22 protein-coding genes are annotated in these 19773 nt (G+C 61.0%); 15 read left to right on the forward strand and 7 right to left on the reverse strand.

Features of this window, described 5'->3' with window-relative positions:
* From ACX80A_RS11045 to ACX80A_RS11065, 5 genes are all read left to right on the forward strand, one after another.
* Positions 1-1635: a tripartite tricarboxylate transporter permease gene (locus tag ACX80A_RS11045; RefSeq protein WP_459259750.1), complete on the forward strand. Its 1635-nt coding sequence runs from the start codon at positions 1-3 to the stop codon at positions 1633-1635.
* The gene (locus tag ACX80A_RS11050) at positions 1632-2030 is read left to right on the forward strand and encodes a universal stress protein (protein WP_459259751.1); all 399 of its coding nucleotides are present in this window, start codon (positions 1632-1634) and stop codon (positions 2028-2030) included. Before ACX80A_RS11045 ends, ACX80A_RS11050 begins: the two co-directional genes overlap by 4 nt.
* Before the next feature lie 53 nt (positions 2031-2083).
* Positions 2084-2566 (forward strand): ribonuclease E activity regulator RraA, encoded by a 483-nt coding sequence (gene rraA / locus ACX80A_RS11055; RefSeq protein WP_459259752.1) that lies wholly within the window; start codon positions 2084-2086, stop codon positions 2564-2566.
* Between the two features lie 102 nt (positions 2567-2668).
* On the forward strand, positions 2669-3628 hold the full coding sequence (locus tag ACX80A_RS11060; protein ID WP_459259753.1) for a D-2-hydroxyacid dehydrogenase family protein: 960 nt from the start codon (positions 2669-2671) through the stop codon (positions 3626-3628).
* Between the two features lie 264 nt (positions 3629-3892).
* A complete protein-coding gene (locus tag ACX80A_RS11065) occupies positions 3893-4522 on the forward strand; it encodes an FkbM family methyltransferase (protein WP_459259754.1) in 630 nt (209 codons plus the stop codon).
* Positions 4523-4704: 182 nt separating this feature from the next.
* Here the strand turns inward: ACX80A_RS11065 and ACX80A_RS11070 are convergent, their stop codons facing one another.
* On the reverse strand, positions 4705-4902 hold the full coding sequence (locus tag ACX80A_RS11070; RefSeq protein ID WP_459259755.1) for a hypothetical protein: 198 nt from the start codon (positions 4900-4902) through the stop codon (positions 4705-4707).
* A 48-nt stretch (positions 4903-4950) separates the two neighbouring features.
* Between ACX80A_RS11070 and ACX80A_RS11075 the strand changes: the two genes are divergently transcribed.
* Positions 4951-5094, forward strand: coding sequence for a hypothetical protein (locus ACX80A_RS11075; protein WP_459259756.1), 144 nt, complete (start codon positions 4951-4953; stop codon positions 5092-5094).
* Positions 5095-5246: 152 nt separating this feature from the next.
* Here the strand turns inward: ACX80A_RS11075 and ACX80A_RS11080 are convergent, their stop codons facing one another.
* Positions 5247-6476, reverse strand: a complete 1230-nt coding sequence (locus ACX80A_RS11080; protein ID WP_459259757.1) for an MFS transporter — start codon at positions 6474-6476, stop codon at positions 5247-5249.
* 52 nt (positions 6477-6528) lie between these two features.
* Positions 6529-8058 (reverse strand): SulP family inorganic anion transporter, encoded by a 1530-nt coding sequence (locus ACX80A_RS11085; protein ID WP_459259758.1) that lies wholly within the window; start codon positions 8056-8058, stop codon positions 6529-6531.
* A 176-nt stretch (positions 8059-8234) separates the two neighbouring features.
* Between ACX80A_RS11085 and ACX80A_RS11090 the strand changes: the two genes are divergently transcribed.
* The gene (locus ACX80A_RS11090; protein WP_459259759.1) at positions 8235-8600 is read left to right on the forward strand and encodes a MerR family transcriptional regulator; all 366 of its coding nucleotides are present in this window, start codon (positions 8235-8237) and stop codon (positions 8598-8600) included.
* Positions 8601-8727: 127 nt separating this feature from the next.
* On the opposite strand, the gene ACX80A_RS11095 is transcribed toward ACX80A_RS11090, so the two are convergent.
* Positions 8728-9126 carry a MerR family transcriptional regulator gene (locus tag ACX80A_RS11095; RefSeq protein WP_459259760.1) on the reverse strand — a complete coding sequence of 133 codons (399 nt, stop codon included), beginning with the start codon at positions 9124-9126 and terminating at the stop codon, positions 8728-8730.
* Positions 9127-9307: 181 nt separating this feature from the next.
* On the opposite strand from ACX80A_RS11095, the gene ACX80A_RS11100 reads away from it, so the two are divergent.
* The 3 genes from ACX80A_RS11100 to ACX80A_RS11110 all read left to right on the forward strand — a co-directional run bounded on the left by ACX80A_RS11100 (position 9308) and on the right by ACX80A_RS11110 (position 11948).
* Positions 9308-10819, forward strand: a complete 1512-nt coding sequence (locus ACX80A_RS11100; protein ID WP_459259761.1) for a SulP family inorganic anion transporter — start codon at positions 9308-9310, stop codon at positions 10817-10819.
* 99 nt (positions 10820-10918) lie between these two features.
* Positions 10919-11362, forward strand: a complete 444-nt coding sequence (locus ACX80A_RS11105) for an SRPBCC family protein (protein ID WP_459259774.1) — start codon at positions 10919-10921, stop codon at positions 11360-11362.
* Positions 11355-11948: a TetR family transcriptional regulator gene (locus ACX80A_RS11110; RefSeq protein ID WP_459259762.1), complete on the forward strand. Its 594-nt coding sequence runs from the start codon at positions 11355-11357 to the stop codon at positions 11946-11948. The genes ACX80A_RS11105 and ACX80A_RS11110 overlap by 8 nt, the downstream gene beginning before the upstream one ends.
* Before the next feature lie 134 nt (positions 11949-12082).
* Here the strand turns inward: ACX80A_RS11110 and ACX80A_RS11115 are convergent, their stop codons facing one another.
* Positions 12083-12787: a class I SAM-dependent methyltransferase gene (locus ACX80A_RS11115; RefSeq protein ID WP_459259763.1), complete on the reverse strand. Its 705-nt coding sequence runs from the start codon at positions 12785-12787 to the stop codon at positions 12083-12085.
* A 52-nt stretch (positions 12788-12839) separates the two neighbouring features.
* Here ACX80A_RS11115 and ACX80A_RS11120 point away from each other — a divergent pair, with 52 nt between their 5' ends.
* Complete coding sequence (locus ACX80A_RS11120; protein ID WP_459259764.1) at positions 12840-14261, forward strand: dihydrolipoyl dehydrogenase family protein; 1422 nt, start codon at positions 12840-12842, stop codon at positions 14259-14261.
* Positions 14262-14283: 22 nt separating this feature from the next.
* Here the strand turns inward: ACX80A_RS11120 and ACX80A_RS11125 are convergent, their stop codons facing one another.
* Both ACX80A_RS11125 and ACX80A_RS11130 read right to left on the reverse strand, forming a co-directional pair.
* Positions 14284-14913: a CDP-alcohol phosphatidyltransferase family protein gene (locus ACX80A_RS11125; RefSeq protein ID WP_459259765.1), complete on the reverse strand. Its 630-nt coding sequence runs from the start codon at positions 14911-14913 to the stop codon at positions 14284-14286.
* Positions 14906-15571: a TVP38/TMEM64 family protein gene (locus ACX80A_RS11130; RefSeq protein ID WP_459259766.1), complete on the reverse strand. Its 666-nt coding sequence runs from the start codon at positions 15569-15571 to the stop codon at positions 14906-14908. The genes ACX80A_RS11125 and ACX80A_RS11130 overlap by 8 nt, the downstream gene beginning before the upstream one ends.
* A 110-nt stretch (positions 15572-15681) precedes the next feature.
* Between ACX80A_RS11130 and ACX80A_RS11135 the strand changes: the two genes are divergently transcribed.
* The 4 genes from ACX80A_RS11135 to ACX80A_RS11150 are packed head-to-tail and all read left to right on the forward strand — an operon-like array spanning position 15682 to position 19650.
* Entirely contained in the window at positions 15682-16929 is a 1248-nt protein-coding gene (locus tag ACX80A_RS11135) for an ABC transporter substrate-binding protein (protein ID WP_459259767.1), read from the forward strand.
* Positions 16926-17777: an ABC transporter permease subunit gene (locus ACX80A_RS11140; protein WP_459259768.1), complete on the forward strand. Its 852-nt coding sequence runs from the start codon at positions 16926-16928 to the stop codon at positions 17775-17777. The genes ACX80A_RS11135 and ACX80A_RS11140 overlap by 4 nt, the downstream gene beginning before the upstream one ends.
* The gene (locus ACX80A_RS11145) at positions 17774-18601 is read left to right on the forward strand and encodes an ABC transporter permease (protein ID WP_459259769.1); all 828 of its coding nucleotides are present in this window, start codon (positions 17774-17776) and stop codon (positions 18599-18601) included. Before ACX80A_RS11140 ends, ACX80A_RS11145 begins: the two co-directional genes overlap by 4 nt.
* Positions 18598-19650: an ABC transporter ATP-binding protein gene (locus ACX80A_RS11150; protein ID WP_459259770.1), complete on the forward strand. Its 1053-nt coding sequence runs from the start codon at positions 18598-18600 to the stop codon at positions 19648-19650. Before ACX80A_RS11145 ends, ACX80A_RS11150 begins: the two co-directional genes overlap by 4 nt.
* The last annotated feature ends 123 nt before the right edge of the window (positions 19651-19773 follow it).

Raw genomic sequence — 19773 nt, forward strand, 5'->3', positions numbered from 1 at the left:
ATGGACTCCCTGAACATGCTCATGGAGGGTTTCGCCACAGCAGCAACCCCCATGAATCTTCTCTACGCCTTTATCGGAGTTCTTCTGGGGACGGCAGTGGGGGTTCTGCCGGGCATCGGACCCGCAATGGCGGTCGCACTGCTGCTCCCAGTGACCTACGCGCTGGAACCTACCAGTGCTTTCATCATGTTCGCCGGAATCTATTACGGCGGAATGTACGGAGGATCAACCACCTCGATTCTGCTCAACACACCAGGTGAATCATCAACCGTCATTACGGCGATCGAAGGCCACAAGATGGCTAAAGCTGGCCGCGCCGCTCAGGCCCTGGCCACCGCCGCAATCGGATCATTCGTTGCTGGAACCATTGGCACCGCGCTCCTGGTCTTCTTCGCTCCGCTCGTCGTGAGATTCGCGGTGTCCCTCGGCTCGCCCAGCTACCTGGCCATCATGCTACTGGCCCTACTGGCCGTCACGGCGGTACTTGGATCCTCGAGGCTGCGTGGTTTCGCATCGCTCGGTCTCGGTCTGGCAATCGGTCTGGTCGGTATAGACCCCGTTTCCGGCCAACAGCGCCTGATATTCGGGCAACCCCTGCTCACCGACGGCCTCGACATCGTCGTTGTCGCCGTTGCTATCTTCGCAATTGGTGAAGCTCTCTGGATCGCCGCCCACCTGCGCAGGAACCCCATGCAAACCATCCCCGTGGGACGCCCCTGGATGGGCAAGGAGGATTTCAAGCGGTCCTGGAAACCGTGGCTTCGCGGCACTGCCTACGGCTTCCCATTCGGAGCGTTACCCGCTGGCGGCGCGGAAATTCCGACCTTCCTGTCCTACGTAACAGAGAAGAAGCTATCCAAACACCCGGAGGAGTTTGGCCACGGCGCAATCGAAGGTGTTGCGGGCCCCGAAGCTGCCAACAACGCATCTGCGGCAGGAACGCTCACTCCGATGCTGGCCCTCGGATTGCCCACCAACGCCACCGCCGCAGTCATGCTCGCCGCTTTCGTCCAATACGGCATCCAACCCGGCCCTCTCCTGTTCGAAAGGGAACCAGAACTGGTCTGGGCGCTCATCGCGAGCCTCTTCATCGGCAATACACTGCTACTGGTCATCAACCTGCCATTGGCACCACTCTGGGCTAAACTTCTGCAGATCCCACGTCCCTACCTGTACTCGGGCATCCTGTTCTTCGCGACACTCGGCGCCTACGCCGTGAACCTTCAAACCTTTGACCTCGTCATTCTCCTCGTCCTGGGCCTGCTGGGATTCGCAATGCGCCGATATGGCCTCCCCGTACTGCCTCTGGTTCTCGGTCTGATTCTCGGTCCTCGAATAGAGGAGGAGCTGCGGAAATCATTGCAACTAAGCGCAGGCGAGATCTCCGGCCTGTGGAGCGAACCCATTGCAATCGGCACCTACATCATCATTTTGCTCGTCTTGGCATGGCCTCTGGCAGCCAGACTGTGGAAGCGATCAAGCCCTCAGCGGCCCGCGCTTATCCAACCGACCTCTGAATCAGACGCCGCGCGTGAGATAGATGCCAACAAGGCGGCCCCGTCCCACGATGCAGGGATCCACACAGGTACGGAAACCGCCAAGAATCCCAGGAATAAGGACCGTGAAATCTCATGAGCATAGTAGTCGGGTACATCCCCACCGCCGAAGGCGAAGCGGCATTGACTCGCGCCATCGAAGAAACTCTTCGCCACCAGGATCGACTCGTGGTGGTCAATTCTTCCCGCGGAGAAGCTCTCGTTGATAACCATTTTGTTCAACCTGAGCAGGCCACCACCCTGGACAACCGTCTTCAACAGGCAGGGATTGCCTACGAGCTGGTGCAACCACTGCGCGGGCACGACGCTGCCGAGGAAGTCCTCACCGCTGCCGAGGAACACCAGGCACATCTCATCGTTATCGGACTGAGGAAGCGGACTCCGGTTGGAAAAATGATCATGGGAAGCACTGCCCAGCGCATCCTCCTACAATCGACGTGTTCAGTCCTGGCCGTAAAAGCCACGGTGCGCTAGAGACGGCATCCGACCTTTAGCTGCACCAACCTGATCGTGTGAAGGAACAAGCCATGAATTTCACGACCGCCGACCTCGTCGACGAACATGCTGACGCCGTAAACAGCTGCGACCTACAGATGCGCCAAATGGGAGGACAGCCCCGGTTCGCCGGAACAATCCGGACCATCCGGTGTGAACGTGACAACGCCCTAATCAAGGAAGTGCTTGCCGAACCAGGTAGCGGCTGCGTCCTCGTTATCGACGGAGGCGGGTCACTACACAGCGCCCTGATTGGAGATCTGATTGCGGGCAGCGCCGTTGACAACGGCTGGGCGGGACTGGTGGTCAACGGTGCGGTGAGAGACTCACAAGCGCTAGCCGGACTGAACCTCGGAATCAAAGCCCTTGGAACGAACCCGCGGAAAAGCTCCAAACAAGGCGTGGGAGAAATAGACGTCGAAGTCACGTTCGGTGGTATATCGTTCATCCCCGGTCACACCCTCTGGAGCGACGAGGACGGCATCCTCGTCGGAAGGGCCCGACCGAAGTCGTAACCGTACTGGTAGGACCTTTTCCAGGACGCATCCTTGCCCGGCGACAGCACAGTAAGCCGCCGGCAACAGGGACGCGTCAACTTCAAACCAGGAGAATCGGCAATGGCCCTGCGGATGGCAATTCTCGACGACTATCAAGCAGTAGCAACTTCGTTTGCCCCTTGGCATGAACTTAGGGAAGACCAGGTCGAAGTCACCATCTTCGAGAAGCACTTCGATTCGTCGGACACTTTGGTGCATCAATTGGAACCGTTTAACATCCTGATCGTCATGCGGGAACGCACTGCTTTTCCGCGTGGGGTACTAGAGCGCTTACCTAACCTGCAACTCATGGTCACCACCGGCATGGCCAACGATTCCATTGACTTCAACGCCACCCGCGACCTCGGCATCAAAGTCTGCGGAACAGGCGGGTCTGCAGCAGCCGCGCCGGAGCTCACCTGGGCCCTGCTGCTGGCACTCGTTCGCAACATTCCAAAGGAGGAAGGCAACCTACGCGACGGGGTCTGGCAGCAAGAGGTAGGGGTCGAGCTTGCCGGAAAAACTTTCGGCGTACTAGGCCTTGGCCGCGTTGGACGCGCCGTAACCCGCTACGCACTCGCCTTCGATATGAACGTCATAGCTTGGAGTCCAAACCTAACCGCTGACAAAGCCGAAGAAGTGGGCGCACAGCTAGTCACCAAACAGGACCTGTTTAGCCGATCGGATGTAGTCAGCCTCCACGTGCGGCTTTCAGAACGGTCCCGGCATATCGTCGGCGAAGAAGAACTTCGTCTTCTTGGACCTCACGGCTACCTGATCAACACGGCCCGTGGCCCCCTCATCGACGAGGACGCGCTCAGCAATGCTTTGGTCAGCAACCGGATTGCCGGAGCAGCTCTGGACGTATATGACCAAGAACCACTCCCAGCGGGAAGCCGGTGGGCGTCCCTCCCCCGCACGGTACTCACCCCTCATCTCGGCTACGTCACGAATGAAAGCTACCGGCGGTACTACACCGAAGCGCTGGAGAACATTCGAGCATGGTTATATGGACAGCCCAGAAGAGTCCTTTCTCCGTAGCAATACAGGTCACATTATCGTGAACTTGGGTCGCTCCTTCCGGTGTTAAGGATTACCTGAAGTCAACTAGATCGACGATTTGTTGGCCGTCACGTCGAACCTCAGCATCTTTAGACCAGGAGGGCGACTTCGGCGTGGCCGATCATTACCGCGGCAACATGGACCGTTTACGAAATCATGCGGATGTCCGCGCGCCTGAAACTCGTCGAACCCGAGCTGCTAGGGCTGAAAGCCTTCGTTCGTCCGGGAGACCCCGTTTAGGATGTGGGTGCGGCTTACGGAATGTACACCTTCCCGTTGGCCCATCTGGTCGGATCCCCTGGCGCAGTGCACTCCTCTGAACCTCAATCAGGACAACACCGCATTTTGACGTTAGTGAAGTGCCTCCTCCGTGCCGAACACGTCAACAGCACCCAAGCCGTTCTTGAAGCGCAGAAGGGAAATCACACGCTGATTATCCCCTCCCGCTTCGGTATTCCGGTCTATGGGCACGCTCACATTGAACAACGGCCTGGCTTGGGCATGCTGCGTAAGCCTCAGACTCACCAGCGCCTAGATGCCAGAATGCACACGGTGGATTCCTGGTGCGAGTCAATGCAGTTGGATCATGTCTCGTTCCTCAAGGTCGACGTCGAAGGATTCGAACCGGAGGTGCTCGTTGGCGCAATCGACACCATAGACAGCCTCTGCCCGAGCATGCTCCTCGAGATAGAGGACCGACACGTGAGCCGCTACGGCCGTACGGCCAACGAATTCGCCGATGAAATCCGAACCCGATGGCCGGATTACACGATGCACCTATGGTCCGGAGCCTCCTGGAAGCCAGTGGCAAAAGTCCAGAGCAGCGTCCACAACTACCTGTTCGCAACCCGGGCATCCTACGAACGCCCGTAACCCTCACTTACCTTGGGTTGAAGTGGCGCTGGCATCTGAGTGCATTTTACTCTAACCTCACGTTAGGATAGAGTTGTATATGTGCAGAGCAACGACTCGACCTACCATGCGAAAGCTACGATCGTCCTGCTATGGATTTTCCCGGGCTCTCAGCAGGCATTATTGCGTCCACCACCGGACTACTAAATGGCGTTCACTGCGGTCTTGACGCGACGGTGCTCGAACCATTCAGTCGCGCCGAGTTGCGATATACAGTCTGCAGGATCGGCGAGATCACCGAAATATGCGTCAATTCCCTCGGCGAAGACGTCGCAGCAATGGCCGCCGCGGCATTGGTAGCCCGACGACATGGCCGACCCCATTCCTGGAATCTGAACCATTCAAAGCGAATCACCGACACCCACACAGGGTCCCAACAAAGGAAAACTATGACCGGAACACACACGATCAGCAAATCCATCACTGTAGAGAACGCCGCGCATCTGGATGAGGTAACAGTCCACCTCGAAGTCGACTGCCCGTGCACCGCTGCCTCCGGGTCATATACGCGGTCGCAGCCAGCGCGCCGCTAACGCGATACGCAACGAACAGGCCGCCAGCACCCTTATCGGGCTGGCGGCCTTTGTCGTGCCCGACACTATCTCCGGAAGATCCGACTGATGACCCTTTCGGCTCCATATCAATGACTCAGGGGTTGCTCATTAATTCAGGTGCGACGCTGGTTCTATAGCCGACTGGTATTCTCCGGGACGGGACAAAGTAAGGCAGCGATTGCGACACCTAGCGGAATGATGGCGAAGGTGAGGCTGGGTATGAAGTAGTTTCCGGTCAGGTCCCGTCCAAGTGAGAAGAGTATCGGCCCCAACGCCGTGGAGCCCACGTTGATCGAGGTAATGATTCCTCGGATCCCGCCGATACTTTCGGTACCGAAGTACTGAGCCAAAGCGATGGGCTCAATCGCCCGGATAGAACCCGCAGCCGCTCCCAGGATCAACCCGTACATTAAGGCGGACGTGAGGCCGTTCACCAGGGGTAATATCCCCAGGGCGGCGCCCAAAAGAGCCATCGATCCGGCCAGAGCATATCGGGGATCAACCCGGTGAGAAAGAGACCCGACAATGAGGGTGGCAAGGATGCCGGTGACGGTCTGAGGGATAAAGTTCGCTGCGGCCTGCGTACTATTCAGGCCTTGAGTCGTCAGGATGGAGATCTGGTGAAAGGCAAGCCCGGTGGTGAGCATGCCCGTCGCCGCTAATGCGGCGGCTATGGCCCAAAAGATGGGGGCACGCACCGCCTGCCGACTGGACCAATCGGCGCCGGGGACGGTTTGCGGATGAGGCACGGGACGACCCGGCACCGTCTTCGACGGGTTAACCTTCCGGTGCCTGGGAAGTAGGAGCACCATCGGCAAAATGATCACCAGCACAGCCACTGCCTGGAGCCGCCATGCGGCTTCCACTCCCCCGGCGTCTATCAGTCGGTCGACCAGGACTGGGGTCAGCGATATCCCGGCCGAACCGACGGCTGCAGTGATTCCCAGGCGTAGACCGCGTCGAGTCGTCAACGCTTTTACGACGGCGGTGGTGGCGGCCAGGGTGAGTGCACCCTGGCCAGCCATCCGCAGAAACACGAAACCTACCGTCAACCCTGCGATTTCCGTGGCGAAACTCAGCGCGAGCAATGTTGCGGCGAACACCAAAGCAGCGGCCGTGATGATCACCCTAGCGCCCCATCTGTCGAGCGCCTGCCCGATAAACGGCAAAGCGAGAGCACCGATTAGCGTTCCTATCAGGTAGCTCAGAGAAATGTCAGTCCGGGAGACGCCGAGTTGCTCGATCAACGGGTCAGTGAATGGTGAGAGCCCCGCAGTCTGACCCGGCGCCGTGGTGGCGGTGATCAGAGACGCGGCGACTACCGTACCGGACCACGAGTTGGGTTTTGCTGCTCTCTTCACTGCTTCCTTACCAATCGGCCGGTAGTCCGGTTAGCGAACCACAATCAAAGAATCAGTGGCTTCCTGCAAGGCGCTCTGCGAGGCGATCCCGGATGGCGGCGCTCGCCGTGTCAAGGCCCTGGATCTCGACCTCTTTGCCGTAGTGGCGGTACTTCTCGATGATTGCATCCAAAGCAGCAATTGTTGAGGCGTCCCAGAGGTGTGACTGGTACATGTCAATGACAATCTTCTCTGGATCCTCGGCGTATTCAAACTGCATGTACAGATCGTTGGAGGACGCAAAGAAAAGTTCCCCGCTGACTACATATTTGGCGAAGGTGACGCCGAAGTGCTCTTCTATGGTTCGTTCGACGCTAACAAAGTGGGCTACCCGGCGTGCGAAGGCGACCATCGCGACGAGGACACCAATGATGACACCGATGGCCAGGTTATGGGTGAAGACAGTGAAGACAACCGTCGAAACCATCACCGTGGTCTCGCTTTTCGGCATGTGACGGAGCGTGTCGAGCTTGATGCTGTGCCAGTCGAACGTTGCGACGGAGACGAAGATCATGACCGCTACAAGTGCGGCCATCGGGATGAGTGCAACAATATCGCCGAGGGAAACGGCGAGAATCAGGACGAACACTCCGGCAAGGAAGGTTGAAATCCGGGTACGAGCACCCGAGGCTTTGATGTTGATCATTGTCTGCCCCACCATGGCGCAGCCGCCCATGCCGCCGAAAAAACCGGTGATGATGTTCGCGGTGCCCTGGCCCCAGGACTCGCGGACCTTGTTGGACCGGGTGTCGGTGATGTCGTCAACGAGTTTGGCGGTCATCAGGGACTCCATCAGACCGACCACTGCCATGCCGAGGGCGAAGGGAGCGATGATCTGGAAGGTCTCGAAAGTCAAAGGAACGTTCGGGAAGAATAGGGACGGAAGGCTCTCAGGAAGGTCGCCCTTGTCGCCAACCGTTGGCACGTTGAGTGCGAGGACCACTGCGGCGACTGTGAGTATCACGATGGCGACGAGCGGAGCGGGTACAGCCCTGGTGATTCGGGGAAGCAGATAGATGACGAGAAGACCGACAGCAACCATCGGGTAGACCAGCCACGGCACACCGAGCAGTTCTGGGAGCTGCGAGGTGAAGATGAGAATACCCAGCGCGTTCACAAAGCCAACCATGACGGAACGAGGGATGAACCGCATCAGCTTGGCGACGCCGACAAGACCAAGGATCACCTGGAAGATTCCCGCCAGAATCACCGCTGCGACGAAGTAGTCCACGCCGTGGCTGGCGACGAGGGGCGCGATTACTAGGGCGGTTGCGGCGGTCGCGGCGGAGGTCATCGCTGGTCGCCCGCCGAGGAAGGCGATGGAGACGGCCATGGTGATCGAAGCGAAGAGTCCGATCCTCGGATCCACTCCGGCAATCAGGGAGAAGGCGATGGCTTCGGGAATCAGGGCCAGTGCAACAACAAGGCCTGCGAGGACTTCGGTGCGCAGACGGCGCGGCGAGCGTAGGGTCCGCCAGACGGACTGCGCTTGCTCGGGTGTCAACTTTGTATCCAAATTGAGGGCATAGGCTGTAGTCGCCATGCGGGCTCCATTTCGTGCTCGGGGGACATAATCATGTCTCTGGTCTGGTGGGGAATACGGGCGCCGCACTGCGCCAAAGAAGAATGTTGAAGGGAGCGATCTCATTGGCTCCACCATCGACCTTACCCTAACGTGATGGTAGAGTTAAATCCATTATCTATTGCGAAGGACGGTGCATGATGCAGATAGGCGAGCTGGCGGATCCCGCACAGCTGTCCCTGCGGACAATCCGGCACTATGACGAGATTGGCCTTCTCCATCCGTCAGCTAGGACTGACGGTGGTTTCCGGATCTATTCTGAGAACGACTATGAACGCTTGCTGCTGATTAGACAGGCGCGGGCGTTAGGATTCAGCCTCGACGAGGTCGCCAATCTCCTAGATACCCTCAGCCGCAATCGGCATGCCCGTGGGTCCGCGGGTGGAGAGTTGGTCCGGTTCCTTGAGGATGCCCGGGTACGTCGAGAAGCCATGGCGGTGAACCTCGATAGAGCCGACGAATTCATCGCAGCAATGACCGATCGGGTCAGCCCATCACACTGACCGCCTCAGCGTAGAGAGCTTGGTCCCGGTTAGGCACCGTCAACCCGTCTCGACCAATGAACAAGCCAGCGCGCGAAAGATCCTCGTCGAGGCGCTCGTCAACCGGTACGCCTGGCTACTCCAACCGCTAGTAGGTCTCCAGCGTCGTGATGAATTCATCTGCTCGCCGAAGGTTTTCGGCCATCTTCTCCCGCTGCGCCGCCGCCGACTCGAGGTAGCCGGCCAGTCTTTGCCGCAAACCGTCCGGATCGCCTTTGCCGCCGGCATCGGCCAACCCATCCACGATTGAGAGCAGATCCGCCATTTCCTCGAGCGTAAAGCCGAGCGGCTTCATCCGGCGCACGACCAGAAGCCGCTCAATGTCACCATCGGTGTAGACCCGGAATCCACCCTCGGTGCGGGAGGATGCGGGTAATAACCCCACCTCGTCGTAGTGCCTGATGGTTCGGAGTGACAGCCCGGTCCGTTCAGCGACCTCCCCGATGTGCATTGTCCGAACCCGCGCTGGCTCCAACGATTCATCCATTATTTGATTCCCTGTGCCCCACCGGCACTAACCTCTCGTCACGTTAAGTTAGAATTTACATCGATCGGTCCACGCCACGTGGATCACCATGTACATTGCCGTACAGCCTACCGGCCCGAACCGGACTCCCCCGAACCATGGGGATCTACCCCGCATGCTCCGTTTGCAAAGGACTACCCCCATGACCAGGTCGCCTCAGGCTCTCACACCTGTCGAACGCCAATCAGTGATGCGCACACTCCGGCATCCTCGCCTCCTCAAAACCGAGGTCCTTGCTGGTTTGGTCGTCGCACTTGCGCTCATCCCCGAGGCGATTGCGTTCTCCATCATCGCAGGTGTGGACCCACGGATCGGGCTCTTCGCGTCCTTTACCATGGCGGTTTCCATCGCCTTCCTCGGCGGACGCCCAGCGATGATCTCCGCCGCTACCGGCGCGATTGCTCTGGTCATTGCCCCACTGGTCGCCAGTCATGGAGTTGACTACTTCATCGCAGCAGTCATCCTCGCTGGCGTCTTCCAGGTCGTCCTGGGCCTGATTGGCGTCGCAAAGCTGATGCGCTTCATCCCTCGCTCGGTCATGGTTGGATTCGTGAACGCACTCGCCATCCTGATTTTCATGTCCCAGGTTCCGGAACTGATCGACGTCCCGTGGCTGGTCTACCCGATGGTTGCCGTGGGACTGCTGATCGTCTTCGGGCTCCCCCGGCTCACCATGGTGGTGCCCGCCCCGCTGGTCGCCATCGTGCTGCTCACCGTGTTCGCTGTCATTGCCAACGCTGCGGTGCCCGACGTCGGAGACAAGGGCGAGCTGCCCGACAGCTTGCCCACCCTATTCTTCCCCAACGTGCCATTGAACCTCGAGACCCTGCAGATCATCGCACCGTACGCATTCGCCATGGCTTTGGTCGGATTGCTCGAATCGCTCATGACGGCCAAGCTCGTCGATGACATCACCGACACCCGCTCCAACAAGACCCGCGAAAGCTGGGGACAAGGTGTTGCGAACGTCATTACCGGCTTCTTCGGCGGCATGGGCGGCTGCGCGATGATCGGTCAGACCATGATCAACGTCAAAGCTTCCGGAGCGCGGACCCGGATTTCTACCTTCATGGCAGGCATCTTCCTGCTGATCCTCGTTGTTTCCCTAGGCGAGATCGTGGCATTAGTCCCGATGGCAGCGCTCGTCGCTGTTATGATCTTCGTCGCCATTGCTACCTTCGATTGGCACAGCATCAAGCTGGGTACCCTGAAGCAGATGCCCAAAAGCGAGACGTTGGTGATGGGGAGCACCGTCGTCGTCGTCGTCTGGACCCATAACCTGGCCATTGGCGTCGGCGTTGGCGTTGTGGTCGCAATGATTGCCTTCGCGCGTCGGGTTGCCCACTTCGTCACCGTAGACCGAACTGTGATCGAGCTCAACGGACAAGAGACTGCGACGTACACCGTCGATGGCGAGCTATTTTTCGCTTCTTCTAACGACCTTTACACGCAGTTCGAGTACGCGACCGACCCGGATCACGTGGTCATTGATATGCACGCCTCACACCTATGGGACGCGTCGACGATCGCTGCTCTGGATGCAATCACCGAGAAATACCATAACCACGGGAAGGACGTCCGGGTAATCGGTTTGAACGACGCCTCCGTGCTGATGCGCGAACGACTCGCCGGCAAGCTCGGCGCCGGACACTAGCTGATATTTCGAAGGCACTCCCGTGCATGAAAAGTACCAATACAGGGCACCGTGGTGCGTCGTTAGGTCGGTCTAACGACACTAGCGGTGTTGTCATTAGTGACGTCGGCAATCGACAATTTCGTCTCCGAGATCATTCGACGTCCGTTTGACGTTGTGGAGCGCTATACGCCCGATCTATCCCATGCTCCCGACTGGTACGCCAACATCGACGACGTAGAGTGGAAGACGCCACCCCCTCTTGGCGTCGGCACCCAAGCGGCTTTCGTTGCCCGGTTCCTTGGTCGGGAACTTCGCTATACGTATGCGGTTGTCGAGTACACGCCCCGGTCCTTGGTGATGCGCACGGCGGAAGGTCCGTTTCCCATGGAAACCAGCTACCGCTACGAGTCGCTGGCCGACGGCGCCACTCAAGTGACCCTGCGAAACCGAGGAACCCCCAACGGATTTTCACGGTTAGCCTCGCCCCTCATCAGAATTGCCATGCGCCACGCCACCCAGAAGGATTTGAAAGCCCTCAAACAGAGTCTCGAACGTGACTAGCCTGAAGATTGGAGCCCTCCTCGACGCGACCGAAGCCGAATCTGCCAGCAACGGAATCGAAACCGAGTCGCTCCGCAAAATCATGCGCGAAGCCGGAGCGGATCCGGGTGCCGTTAATTACCACTTCGGCGGTCGACAGGAACTCGCAGGGGCCGTGCTCGATCGAATTCCGGTTTCGCTGAATGCACGCCGCCCCGACCTGCTTAGCCAGGCGGCGGCGAACGGCCAGCCCATGATGTCACAGCTGGTCGAGTGCCTGATCCGCCCGGACATCGAGACCGCACATGCGCTGCACAGGCAATTACCCGGGCGAGCTAGGCTGATCGGCGCCATCTACACCCGTCCCAGCGACTTCGCCGCAGCGAAGGTCGCGGCGCACTTCTCGCCTGTCGGTGAGGCATATCGCCCGCACATCGAGGCTGCGCTGCCTCATCGACCATTCGCCGACAGCGCGTGGCGGATCCGATGGTGTGTCTTCGGAACCGTCGGCTCACTCCTGAACGACAAAACCGCTGCGTTCGAACGACCCGCAGACGACCTCATCAACGAACTCGTCGAAACCCTCGCAGCCGCACTCGCAATCTGATTGCGACACCGACATAGGACCCCGGGCGGTCTGCAGCCGGCTTGAACATCGGGCGGATGCGCGTCCGGCCTATACCTGCGCGTGATCGACGCCAAATGACGGTAGCCTCACCGGCGGTTCCACGGGTCGATCCTTTAGTCGCTTGTAGCGCGCATTCCGACGCGGATCTGCAGGTGTCCGCCGCGCGCGGAGGCCGCTTTGACGTCGGCGCCGTCGCGCTCGATCGCTGTCCAGGGGTGGGCGTTGATGTCGGATCCGCCGAGCCAGCAGGCAGCCTTGGCCAAAGGCGTCAGCGCCGCAAAGATGCCGACTGGTTTTTGCAGGTCCACCACGCACATGCAGGCTCCGGGCGCGGCGAGTGAGACCATGTTGGACCACGCAGTTTCCCAGTCCGCCATCAGGGACAGGGCATACGTCGCCAGAACAGCATCGGAGTGCGCCCGGCCCCCCTCGGCTACGATCTGTGATCCGATGTCCGTGGGCGAAGGAGCGGTTGCATCGGCCTGGATGAGGATCACGTTGGTCCAACCGTTGCGCTCGGCCCGCCGTCGGGCCTGGGCCAGCATCTCCGGGCTGCGGTCGATGCCGACAATCGTGCCGCCCGGTGTGACCGCGCTCTGGAGGAGACCGAAATTCAAGCCGGTTCCGCACCCGACGTCCAACACCTGCGCGCCCGGCCGTAAGCGGAGCATGCTGATGCCTGTCGCACGGCCGGCCCGATAGACCGGGTATTCACCGGACATCGCGTCGTAAAACCGCGCAAAAGTGCTGTATTTACCGGCGATCGGGATCACTCCATGGCAAGTCGTGGTTCCGCGCCCTGCGGAAATGACGGTCATAAACAGCCTAGGCTAGAAGGGAGTCGGACCGACAAGTGAAAGGGCAACCTGCGTGGAACGTAGCACCGAAGTAGTTGATCTGTTGGTCATTGGCGGGGGAACCGCAGGCATTGTGGGGGCGAAGACCGCCGCCCGGCTCGGTGCCCGCACGGTCCTGGTGGAATACGCCCGCACCGGCGGGGACTGCCTCTGGACTGGCTGCGTCCCGTCCAAGACGCTCCTATCCGCCGCGCACTCAGCTGCCGGACAGCCCCTGACGGGGGACGGCACTGAGTTCGCCGCGGTGCGCCACCGCATTTCAGGGGCCATCGCCGCGATCGAACCGGAAGATTCCCCGGAAGCCCTTGAATCGGTGGGCATCACGGTCCTTTCAGGCAACGCATGCTTCACCGGTCCGGGGGAAGCCGATGTTGACGGCAGAACCATCCGCTTCCGGCAGGCACTTATCGCCACCGGCAGCGAACCAACACTTCCCCTCATTCCCGGATTAGACGACGCACCCCTGGTCACCTCAGAAACCATCTGGGACCTGGAAACCCTTCCGCGGCGTCTGGTAGTAATTGGGGGTGGCCCGATCGCGTGTGAGCTAGGGCAGGCGTTCGCCCGGCTCGGCTCACAGGTGGTGATCCTGGCCCGCTCCGCAATCCTGCCCAAGGAGGACCGCGACGCGGCTGCACTAGTGCGTGAGAGTCTGCGCTCCGACGGCGTGCTGGTGATCGAAAATGCCGCCGTGGACCGGATCGCCAACGACGACGAAACCATGATCCACACCGGCGACGGACAACAATTCCGTGCCGACGTTATCCTGGCCGCGACGGGCAGGCAAGCCCGAACGCAGGGCCTGGGCCTCGACCTGGTCGGCGTGGACTGTGACGAATCCGGCCAGGTGGTGGTTGATACAGCGATGCGCTCGTCAAACCCGGCCATCTGGGCGGCAGGCGATGTCACCCCCTTCCCGGAGTTCACTCACCTCGCCGGTGTGCACGCCAGCACCGCAGCTTCCAACGCGGTCCTCGGCCTTCACCGGAAGGTCAGTAAGGTCATTCCGCGGGTCACGTTCACCTCCCCGGAAGTCGCCGCCGTCGGCCTCACCGAGGCCAGCAAGAAAAACCACAACACGTCCACTATCCAGCACGCTCACACCGACCGGGCGATCACCGAGGACCAGACCGCCGGATTCACGAGGATCATCATCGGTAAGGGCGGGCGTATCCTGGGCGGAACGATCGTCGGCCCGAGAGCCGGCGAGTCCCTGGCGGAACTCACTCTCACCGTCGACCAGGGACTGAGCACCCGCACCCTGGCGGGAGTCACACACCCTTACCCGACCTACAACGACGGCTTGTGGAATGCGGCCATAGCTCATGCCCGGTCAGGGTTGGAATCCCCCGTCGCGAAAGTCGCTGTCAAAGCCCTGGCTGGTCTCAACCGGTGGCGAACCGACCGGTTGCAACGTCGAAGGAACGCGCAGTAGCAGCGGCTCATTTCGGGTTCTTTCAGGCGAGGGCCCGGTAGCCCGCGAAGATTCGTTGCCCCGCACTGATCATGACCAGGGCCGCCCACACCGCAGCTACCTGCCATGCCACTGCTGGGAAGAGCAGCCACAGACTATGAACCAGGATGGTTTCCGCGCCCTCTGCGAGTCCGCCTAGAAAGGAGAGCGATCGACCGTCGTCGATCTGACGCCCATTCTTTTCCGCGATGGAGGAGAAGGCCAAGAACACGGTGCCGTTGATGTAGTAGGCGAACAAAACCAGCAGGAACGGGAGCCAAGGGGCCCCAAAGCCCGCCGTAACACCGATAGCCACGCCGATGACTGTCGCCCCGTACACGACGAAATCGGCGGAGATATCCCAGAACCCGCCTTGCCCGGCGTCGTGCCCTGCCCCTCGCTGTGTGGCCCGACGTCGGGCCAGCGGTCCATCGAGGCCATCCGCGAGCCGGCACAGCACCCAGGCCACCAGGGCGGGTAACCACCATTGGGCCGCCGCGAAGCCCGCGCTAGCGAGTCCAAGAACAAGGTTCAGGCCGGTCAGCCGGTTGGGGCTGACCCGTGGCACATCCAGTGCCGCTGCCGCACGGTTCAGCAAGGGCGCCAGGAGCGGGCGCAACCGGGAGTCAAACATCGGCGCTCCTTGCCTTTCGACGGGACCGGACGGCGAGGATGACGCCTGCGAGGGTCAATCCGCCCAAAACCGCCAGGGCTAGTTGTGCGGGCCAACCGAGTTCGAATCCGAACGCCCCTAATGCCAGAAAGCTCATGGTCCCGGGCAGAATCCCGATCAGCGTTCCGAAGAAGTAGGGCCACCACCCGAGTGCTGTAAGACCGGCAGAATAGTTGATCGCGGTGAACGGCAACACCGGGACCAGACGGACCCCGATCACCGCTACAAATCCGCGCCTGGTCAGGAGGGCATCGACTTTGGCAACGCGGGTACCAGTGAATCGTTCGACTGCGTCCCTACCCAACCCACGTCCCAACCAAAATGCCGCGGACGCTCCGATCATCGCGGCACAGTAGACAATCACCAGTCCCGGCCCGAACCCGAACAGCACTCCCGCCGCGATGGAGAGGACATTCTTGGGAAGAGGCGCGAGGGTCAGGGCAGCATAGCCGGCCACGAATCCCACCGGCCCCCACCACCCAGCCCGGTCCACCAGGTCGCGCATCTCACTCACGGGCGGGACCGGCACAAAGATGACCAGGATAGTTGCAGTGATAATGACAACCGCCAAAAGCACAAGCCGACGGACCGGGGTCAGGGACCCGGGTCGGGCGCGCATAGGTTCTTCCTGCATAGTCTTTCTGCAATCCGCTGGTTAGGTGCCAGTTCGGGCGGCGGCCCGCTATCGAGGATACTTGAAGTTGCAGACCCGACTTTCGAAGGATCCCAGTGTCGCCCTCTCCTCCTCCCGAACGCCGGTATTCTCTTCTGTCAGTGACCGCAGTCCTCGCGCTAGGGCTGACCTCCTGCTCGGGCGCCAGCGTTGAACCCGCCGAGGAGTTTGGAACCTTCGAGGAGGTTCTCGCTGCTGCTGAGGGTCAGACTGTGGATCTGTGGATGTTCGGCGGGGACGCGAAAGGCAACGCCTATGTCGATGACATACTCGCCCCCGCCGCCCAGGACCAGGGGGTCACGCTGCGCCGCGTCCCCATCGCCGACACCCCAGACGCGCTGAACCGGGTTCTGAGTGAGCTCCAGGCCGGCAGGGACGACGGCTCGGTGGACCTGATCTGGGCTAACGGCTCGACCTTCAGTACCGGCAAACAGGCGGACGCCTGGCAGTGTGGCTGGACCGATCTGCTCCCGAACATGCAGTACACCGACCCCGACGATCATTTGCTTCTTAACGATTTCGGTACCCCGGTGGACGGCTGCGAAGCCCCTTGGCACAAGGCGCAGTTCACCTTCTTCTACAACTCCGATGCCATCACCGACCCACCAACCTCGCTTCAGGGCATCCTCGACTGGGCCCAGGCGCATCCGGGCAGATTCTCCTATCCGGGGCCATCGGACTTCACCGGCAGCGTCTTCCTCCGCGAGGTCATGCTCAGCGCCGCCGGCGGAGCCGACCAGGTGCCGCTCACCTACTCCGACGAAGCGTTTGCCGAGCACGCACCCGCGGCGCTACAAACGCTCACCGAACTTGCGCCGTCGCTCTGGCGGGAAGGTGCCACCTATCCGCGGGACGAACAGGCGCTGAACACTCTTTTCGCCGACGGCGAAGTGGACATCGCCATGACCTACGGCCCTGCCACCCTGACCGATCTGGTCTCATCAGGCGCGCTACCGCCGTCAACCAAGGTCCTGACCTTGGCGGAGGGCACGGTGGGAAATGCGAGCTTCCTAACTCTGCCGGTGAACGCCGCGGATGCCGCTGGGGCCATGGTCGTCGCAAACATCGCCCTATCGCCTGAACAGCAAGCCGCCAAGGCTGATCCCGGAACGTGGGGACAGTTCACCGTCCTCGACACGGATCTCCTCACCCCCACCCAACGAAACCTCTTCGAGCAGCTGCTGGAATCACCGATCGTCCCCAACTATGAGGAACTCTCACGCAATGCCCACGGTGAGCTGGCTTCAGAATGGGTACCGGCTCTGAACGAGGCATGGCGGCAAGACGTCGCCTCAGCCCCATGACCGGTCGGCGGGCGCCGACCACCAGACGCGCTGCGCTTCTCGCTTTGCCTGCAGTAGTCTCTACGGTCCTCGTCGTTGGGGTCTCGCTGACCGCTGCCGCATTGCAAAGCTTCGGACTGATGCCCTTCATCGGTCCGCCCCAATTCAGCGCGGACGCCTGGACCAGCGATTCTGATGAACTGGTCCGGTCAACCGTCACCTCGATCTACATCGCCGCAGTTTCCACCCTGTTCTCCCTCGTGGTCGGGTTTGTGCTTGCCGCCTATGTGCTCGCCATGCCCAGGATGGGCCGGATAGTTGAAACGTTGAGTGCCGCAACTATTCCTATTCCGCATGTGATCGGGGCTGGGGCTATCGGGTTGCTGCTCTCTGACAGCGGATTCCTTGAACGGCTGCTCGGGATGCCCGAGGCATTCCCCGCGCTGGTCTCCGGACCCTGGTTCGTGGCTGTCATCGCCGAGTACGCGTGGAAGGAGTCCGCCTTTGTAGCCCTGATTGTCCTCGGAAGTATTTCACGCTCGGTCGGCGATCTCTGCGACGCCGCTGCCACCCTCGGCGCGTCTGCGGTCCAACGTATCGTCCGTGTGGTCCTCCCGCTCGCTGTGCCCTCGCTGGCGGTCTCCGCGGCTATCGTATTTGTTTACACCCTCGGGTCCTACGAAGCCGCCTGGCTGCTCGGTCCGACCTCCCCCGAACCGCTTCCCGTCCGCGCCGTGAGGCTGTTTATCTCCGTCGATCTCGCTGCGCGCCCGCAGGCCATGGTGACCGCTTTGGTGTCCGTTGCCGTGAGCGCAGCAGTGATCATCATAGCGATCCTGGTGCTTCGTCGTCATCGGAGCCTGCGGTGATACCCGTCTTGCAGCCGGCGTCAACGTCGATGCGCCGTACCCTCCCCGGGGGGCTTCCCATGCGGGTCATCCTTGGTTGCTTACTCGTGGCGTGGATCGTGGCGCCGATGGTGCCGGTCCTCCTGTGGTCGGTCGCCGGTCTATGGCGTGCCCCTGCCGTCCTGCCGTCGTCGTACTCCCTGCAAGGGTTCACAGCCCTGGCCACCGCAGACACCGCCCGGGCTGCCGTGTCTTCGTTGTCGCTGGGTTTGGGAGTTGCCGTGCTAGCGACACCGCTGGGCTATCTGGGGGCGCTTGCCGTCCGCGCGCTGTCTCCCGTGCCCAGCCGGGTCGTCGAGTTTGTCCTGCTGACCCCGTTAGCCATCCCGCCGTTCGCTTTGGTGATGGGCATCAACGTTGCCCTCCTGCGGCTCTATGTTTCACCGCCACTAGGGGTGATCCTGGTCCTGGTGGTGACTGCGCTGCCCTACACGACGTTCATGTTCCGCAGCGCCCTGGCAAGCTACGACCACCGATTCGAGGAGGTCGCACGTTCGCTGGGGGCCTCCCCAGCCCAGGCGGCCCGCCATATCCGCTACCACTTGCTTGCCGGCGCAGCTGCCCGCGCCTTTTTCCTGGCGTTCCTTGTCGGCTGGGGCGACTACATCACCACTGTGCTCATCGGTGGAGGACAACTCCGCACGCTGCCTCTACTACTGGGATCCGCTGCCTCGGCGACCGGAAACGAACAACTCACCGCAGCGCTATCGGTGGCCATCATCGTGCCCCCACTGATCCTGCTCGCAGCACTCACCCTGCCCACGGCAAGGAGGAAACGACAATGAGCTCTCACCTCGAATTCCTTAGCATCTCCCGCTCCTACGGTAACGCTGAGGTACTGCATCAGATCTCGTTGACCGTTCAGCCATCAGGCTGTGTTGCACTGCTGGGCGCCTCCGGCAGCGGAAAATCGACCCTCCTGCGGATTGCCGCAGGACTTGATGAACCGTCATCGGGTGAGGTGCTCGTTGATGGGGAGAACCTTGCCGGTGTCCCATCGGAGCAGCGTGGCGTTGCCCTGGTATTCCAGAAGCCGCTGCTTTTCCCGCACCTGAGTGTGGTCGATAACGTGGCGTTCTCCGCCAAAATGGCGGGACAGTCCCGTAAAGCGTCCCGGGAGCATGCCATGGCGTACTTGGAACTGGTGAAGTTGACAGACCTTGCGCACCGACCCCCGGGCAAACTTTCCGGCGGGCAGGAGCAGCGCGTCGCGCTGGCCCGCGCCCTAGCAAGGACCCCCCGCATCCTCTTACTAGATGAACCGTTCAGTTCCCTCGATTCCAGGCTTCGAGACGACATGTACTCGCTGATGGGTGATATTCGCACCGAACTCGCTCCGACGATTGTCTTGGTGACCCACGATCGCCGGGAGGCGTCAATCCTCGCCGATTCGATCGCGGTCCTAGATGGCGGGCGGATCCTGCAGCACGGTTCCGTCGCCCAACTGCACTACCAACCGGTGACATTATCCGTCAATAGGATTCTGGGATGCCTCAACGCCGTGCCCGGCAGGCTGGTGGAAGGCGTCCATCACTCGGCGCTGGGCCGATTCCCCGTGCAGCCAGGGCTCGGAGACGGTCCAGCGTTCCTCACCGTACGACAGGAAGCCATCCGAATCGTCGCACCGGCCGACGGACCAGCAAAGGGCTCCGTGACCGGGTTGAAGTCGTTGGGCGCCCACACACTGGTTCGCGTCACCGGCCACGGACCGAACCAACCCAATGGGCCCACGGCTGTGCTCACCATCGAGGTTCCGGGCGACCCCGTCATACGGATCGGTCAGGAGGTCGGATTGCAACTCGTCAACGCCACCGGGTGGGCAGTCGCCCAGTAGCAGTTGGGCACAGAATTCCGTTGCCAGGGCCCACTGTGTCCTAGATTGCAGAACTGTCCGTGCCGCCCTGTCTATCGTCGGTGGGTACCAACGATAGGAAGGCAAGGACATGAGTTCAGCACA

This window comes from Arthrobacter sp. TMN-50 (assembly GCF_054511125.1).

Excerpts from the sequence above, each read along its gene's own strand:
- ACX80A_RS11045 (WP_459259750.1), top strand. The coding sequence starts at position 1 with ATGGACTCCCTGAACATGCTCATGGAGGGTTTCGCCACAGCAGCAACC.
- ACX80A_RS11095 (WP_459259760.1), bottom strand. The coding sequence starts at position 9,126 with ATGGATGAATCGTTGGAGCCAGCGCGGGTTCGGACAATGCACATCGGG.
- ACX80A_RS11140 (WP_459259768.1), top strand. The coding sequence starts at position 16,926 with ATGACCGGTCGGCGGGCGCCGACCACCAGACGCGCTGCGCTTCTCGCT.
- rraA (WP_459259752.1), top strand. The coding sequence starts at position 2,084 with ATGAATTTCACGACCGCCGACCTCGTCGACGAACATGCTGACGCCGTA.
- ACX80A_RS11090 (WP_459259759.1), top strand. The coding sequence starts at position 8,235 with ATGATGCAGATAGGCGAGCTGGCGGATCCCGCACAGCTGTCCCTGCGG.
- ACX80A_RS11070 (WP_459259755.1), bottom strand. The coding sequence starts at position 4,902 with ATGGTTCAGATTCCAGGAATGGGGTCGGCCATGTCGTCGGGCTACCAA.
- ACX80A_RS11150 (WP_459259770.1), top strand. The coding sequence starts at position 18,598 with ATGAGCTCTCACCTCGAATTCCTTAGCATCTCCCGCTCCTACGGTAAC.
- ACX80A_RS11125 (WP_459259765.1), bottom strand. The coding sequence starts at position 14,913 with ATGTTTGACTCCCGGTTGCGCCCGCTCCTGGCGCCCTTGCTGAACCGT.
- ACX80A_RS11100 (WP_459259761.1), top strand. The coding sequence starts at position 9,308 with ATGACCAGGTCGCCTCAGGCTCTCACACCTGTCGAACGCCAATCAGTG.
- ACX80A_RS11060 (WP_459259753.1), top strand. The coding sequence starts at position 2,669 with ATGGCCCTGCGGATGGCAATTCTCGACGACTATCAAGCAGTAGCAACT.
- ACX80A_RS11050 (WP_459259751.1), top strand. The coding sequence starts at position 1,632 with ATGAGCATAGTAGTCGGGTACATCCCCACCGCCGAAGGCGAAGCGGCA.
- ACX80A_RS11085 (WP_459259758.1), bottom strand. The coding sequence starts at position 8,058 with ATGGCGACTACAGCCTATGCCCTCAATTTGGATACAAAGTTGACACCC.
- ACX80A_RS11130 (WP_459259766.1), bottom strand. The coding sequence starts at position 15,571 with ATGCGCGCCCGACCCGGGTCCCTGACCCCGGTCCGTCGGCTTGTGCTT.
- ACX80A_RS11115 (WP_459259763.1), bottom strand. The coding sequence starts at position 12,787 with ATGACCGTCATTTCCGCAGGGCGCGGAACCACGACTTGCCATGGAGTG.
- ACX80A_RS11075 (WP_459259756.1), top strand. The coding sequence starts at position 4,951 with ATGACCGGAACACACACGATCAGCAAATCCATCACTGTAGAGAACGCC.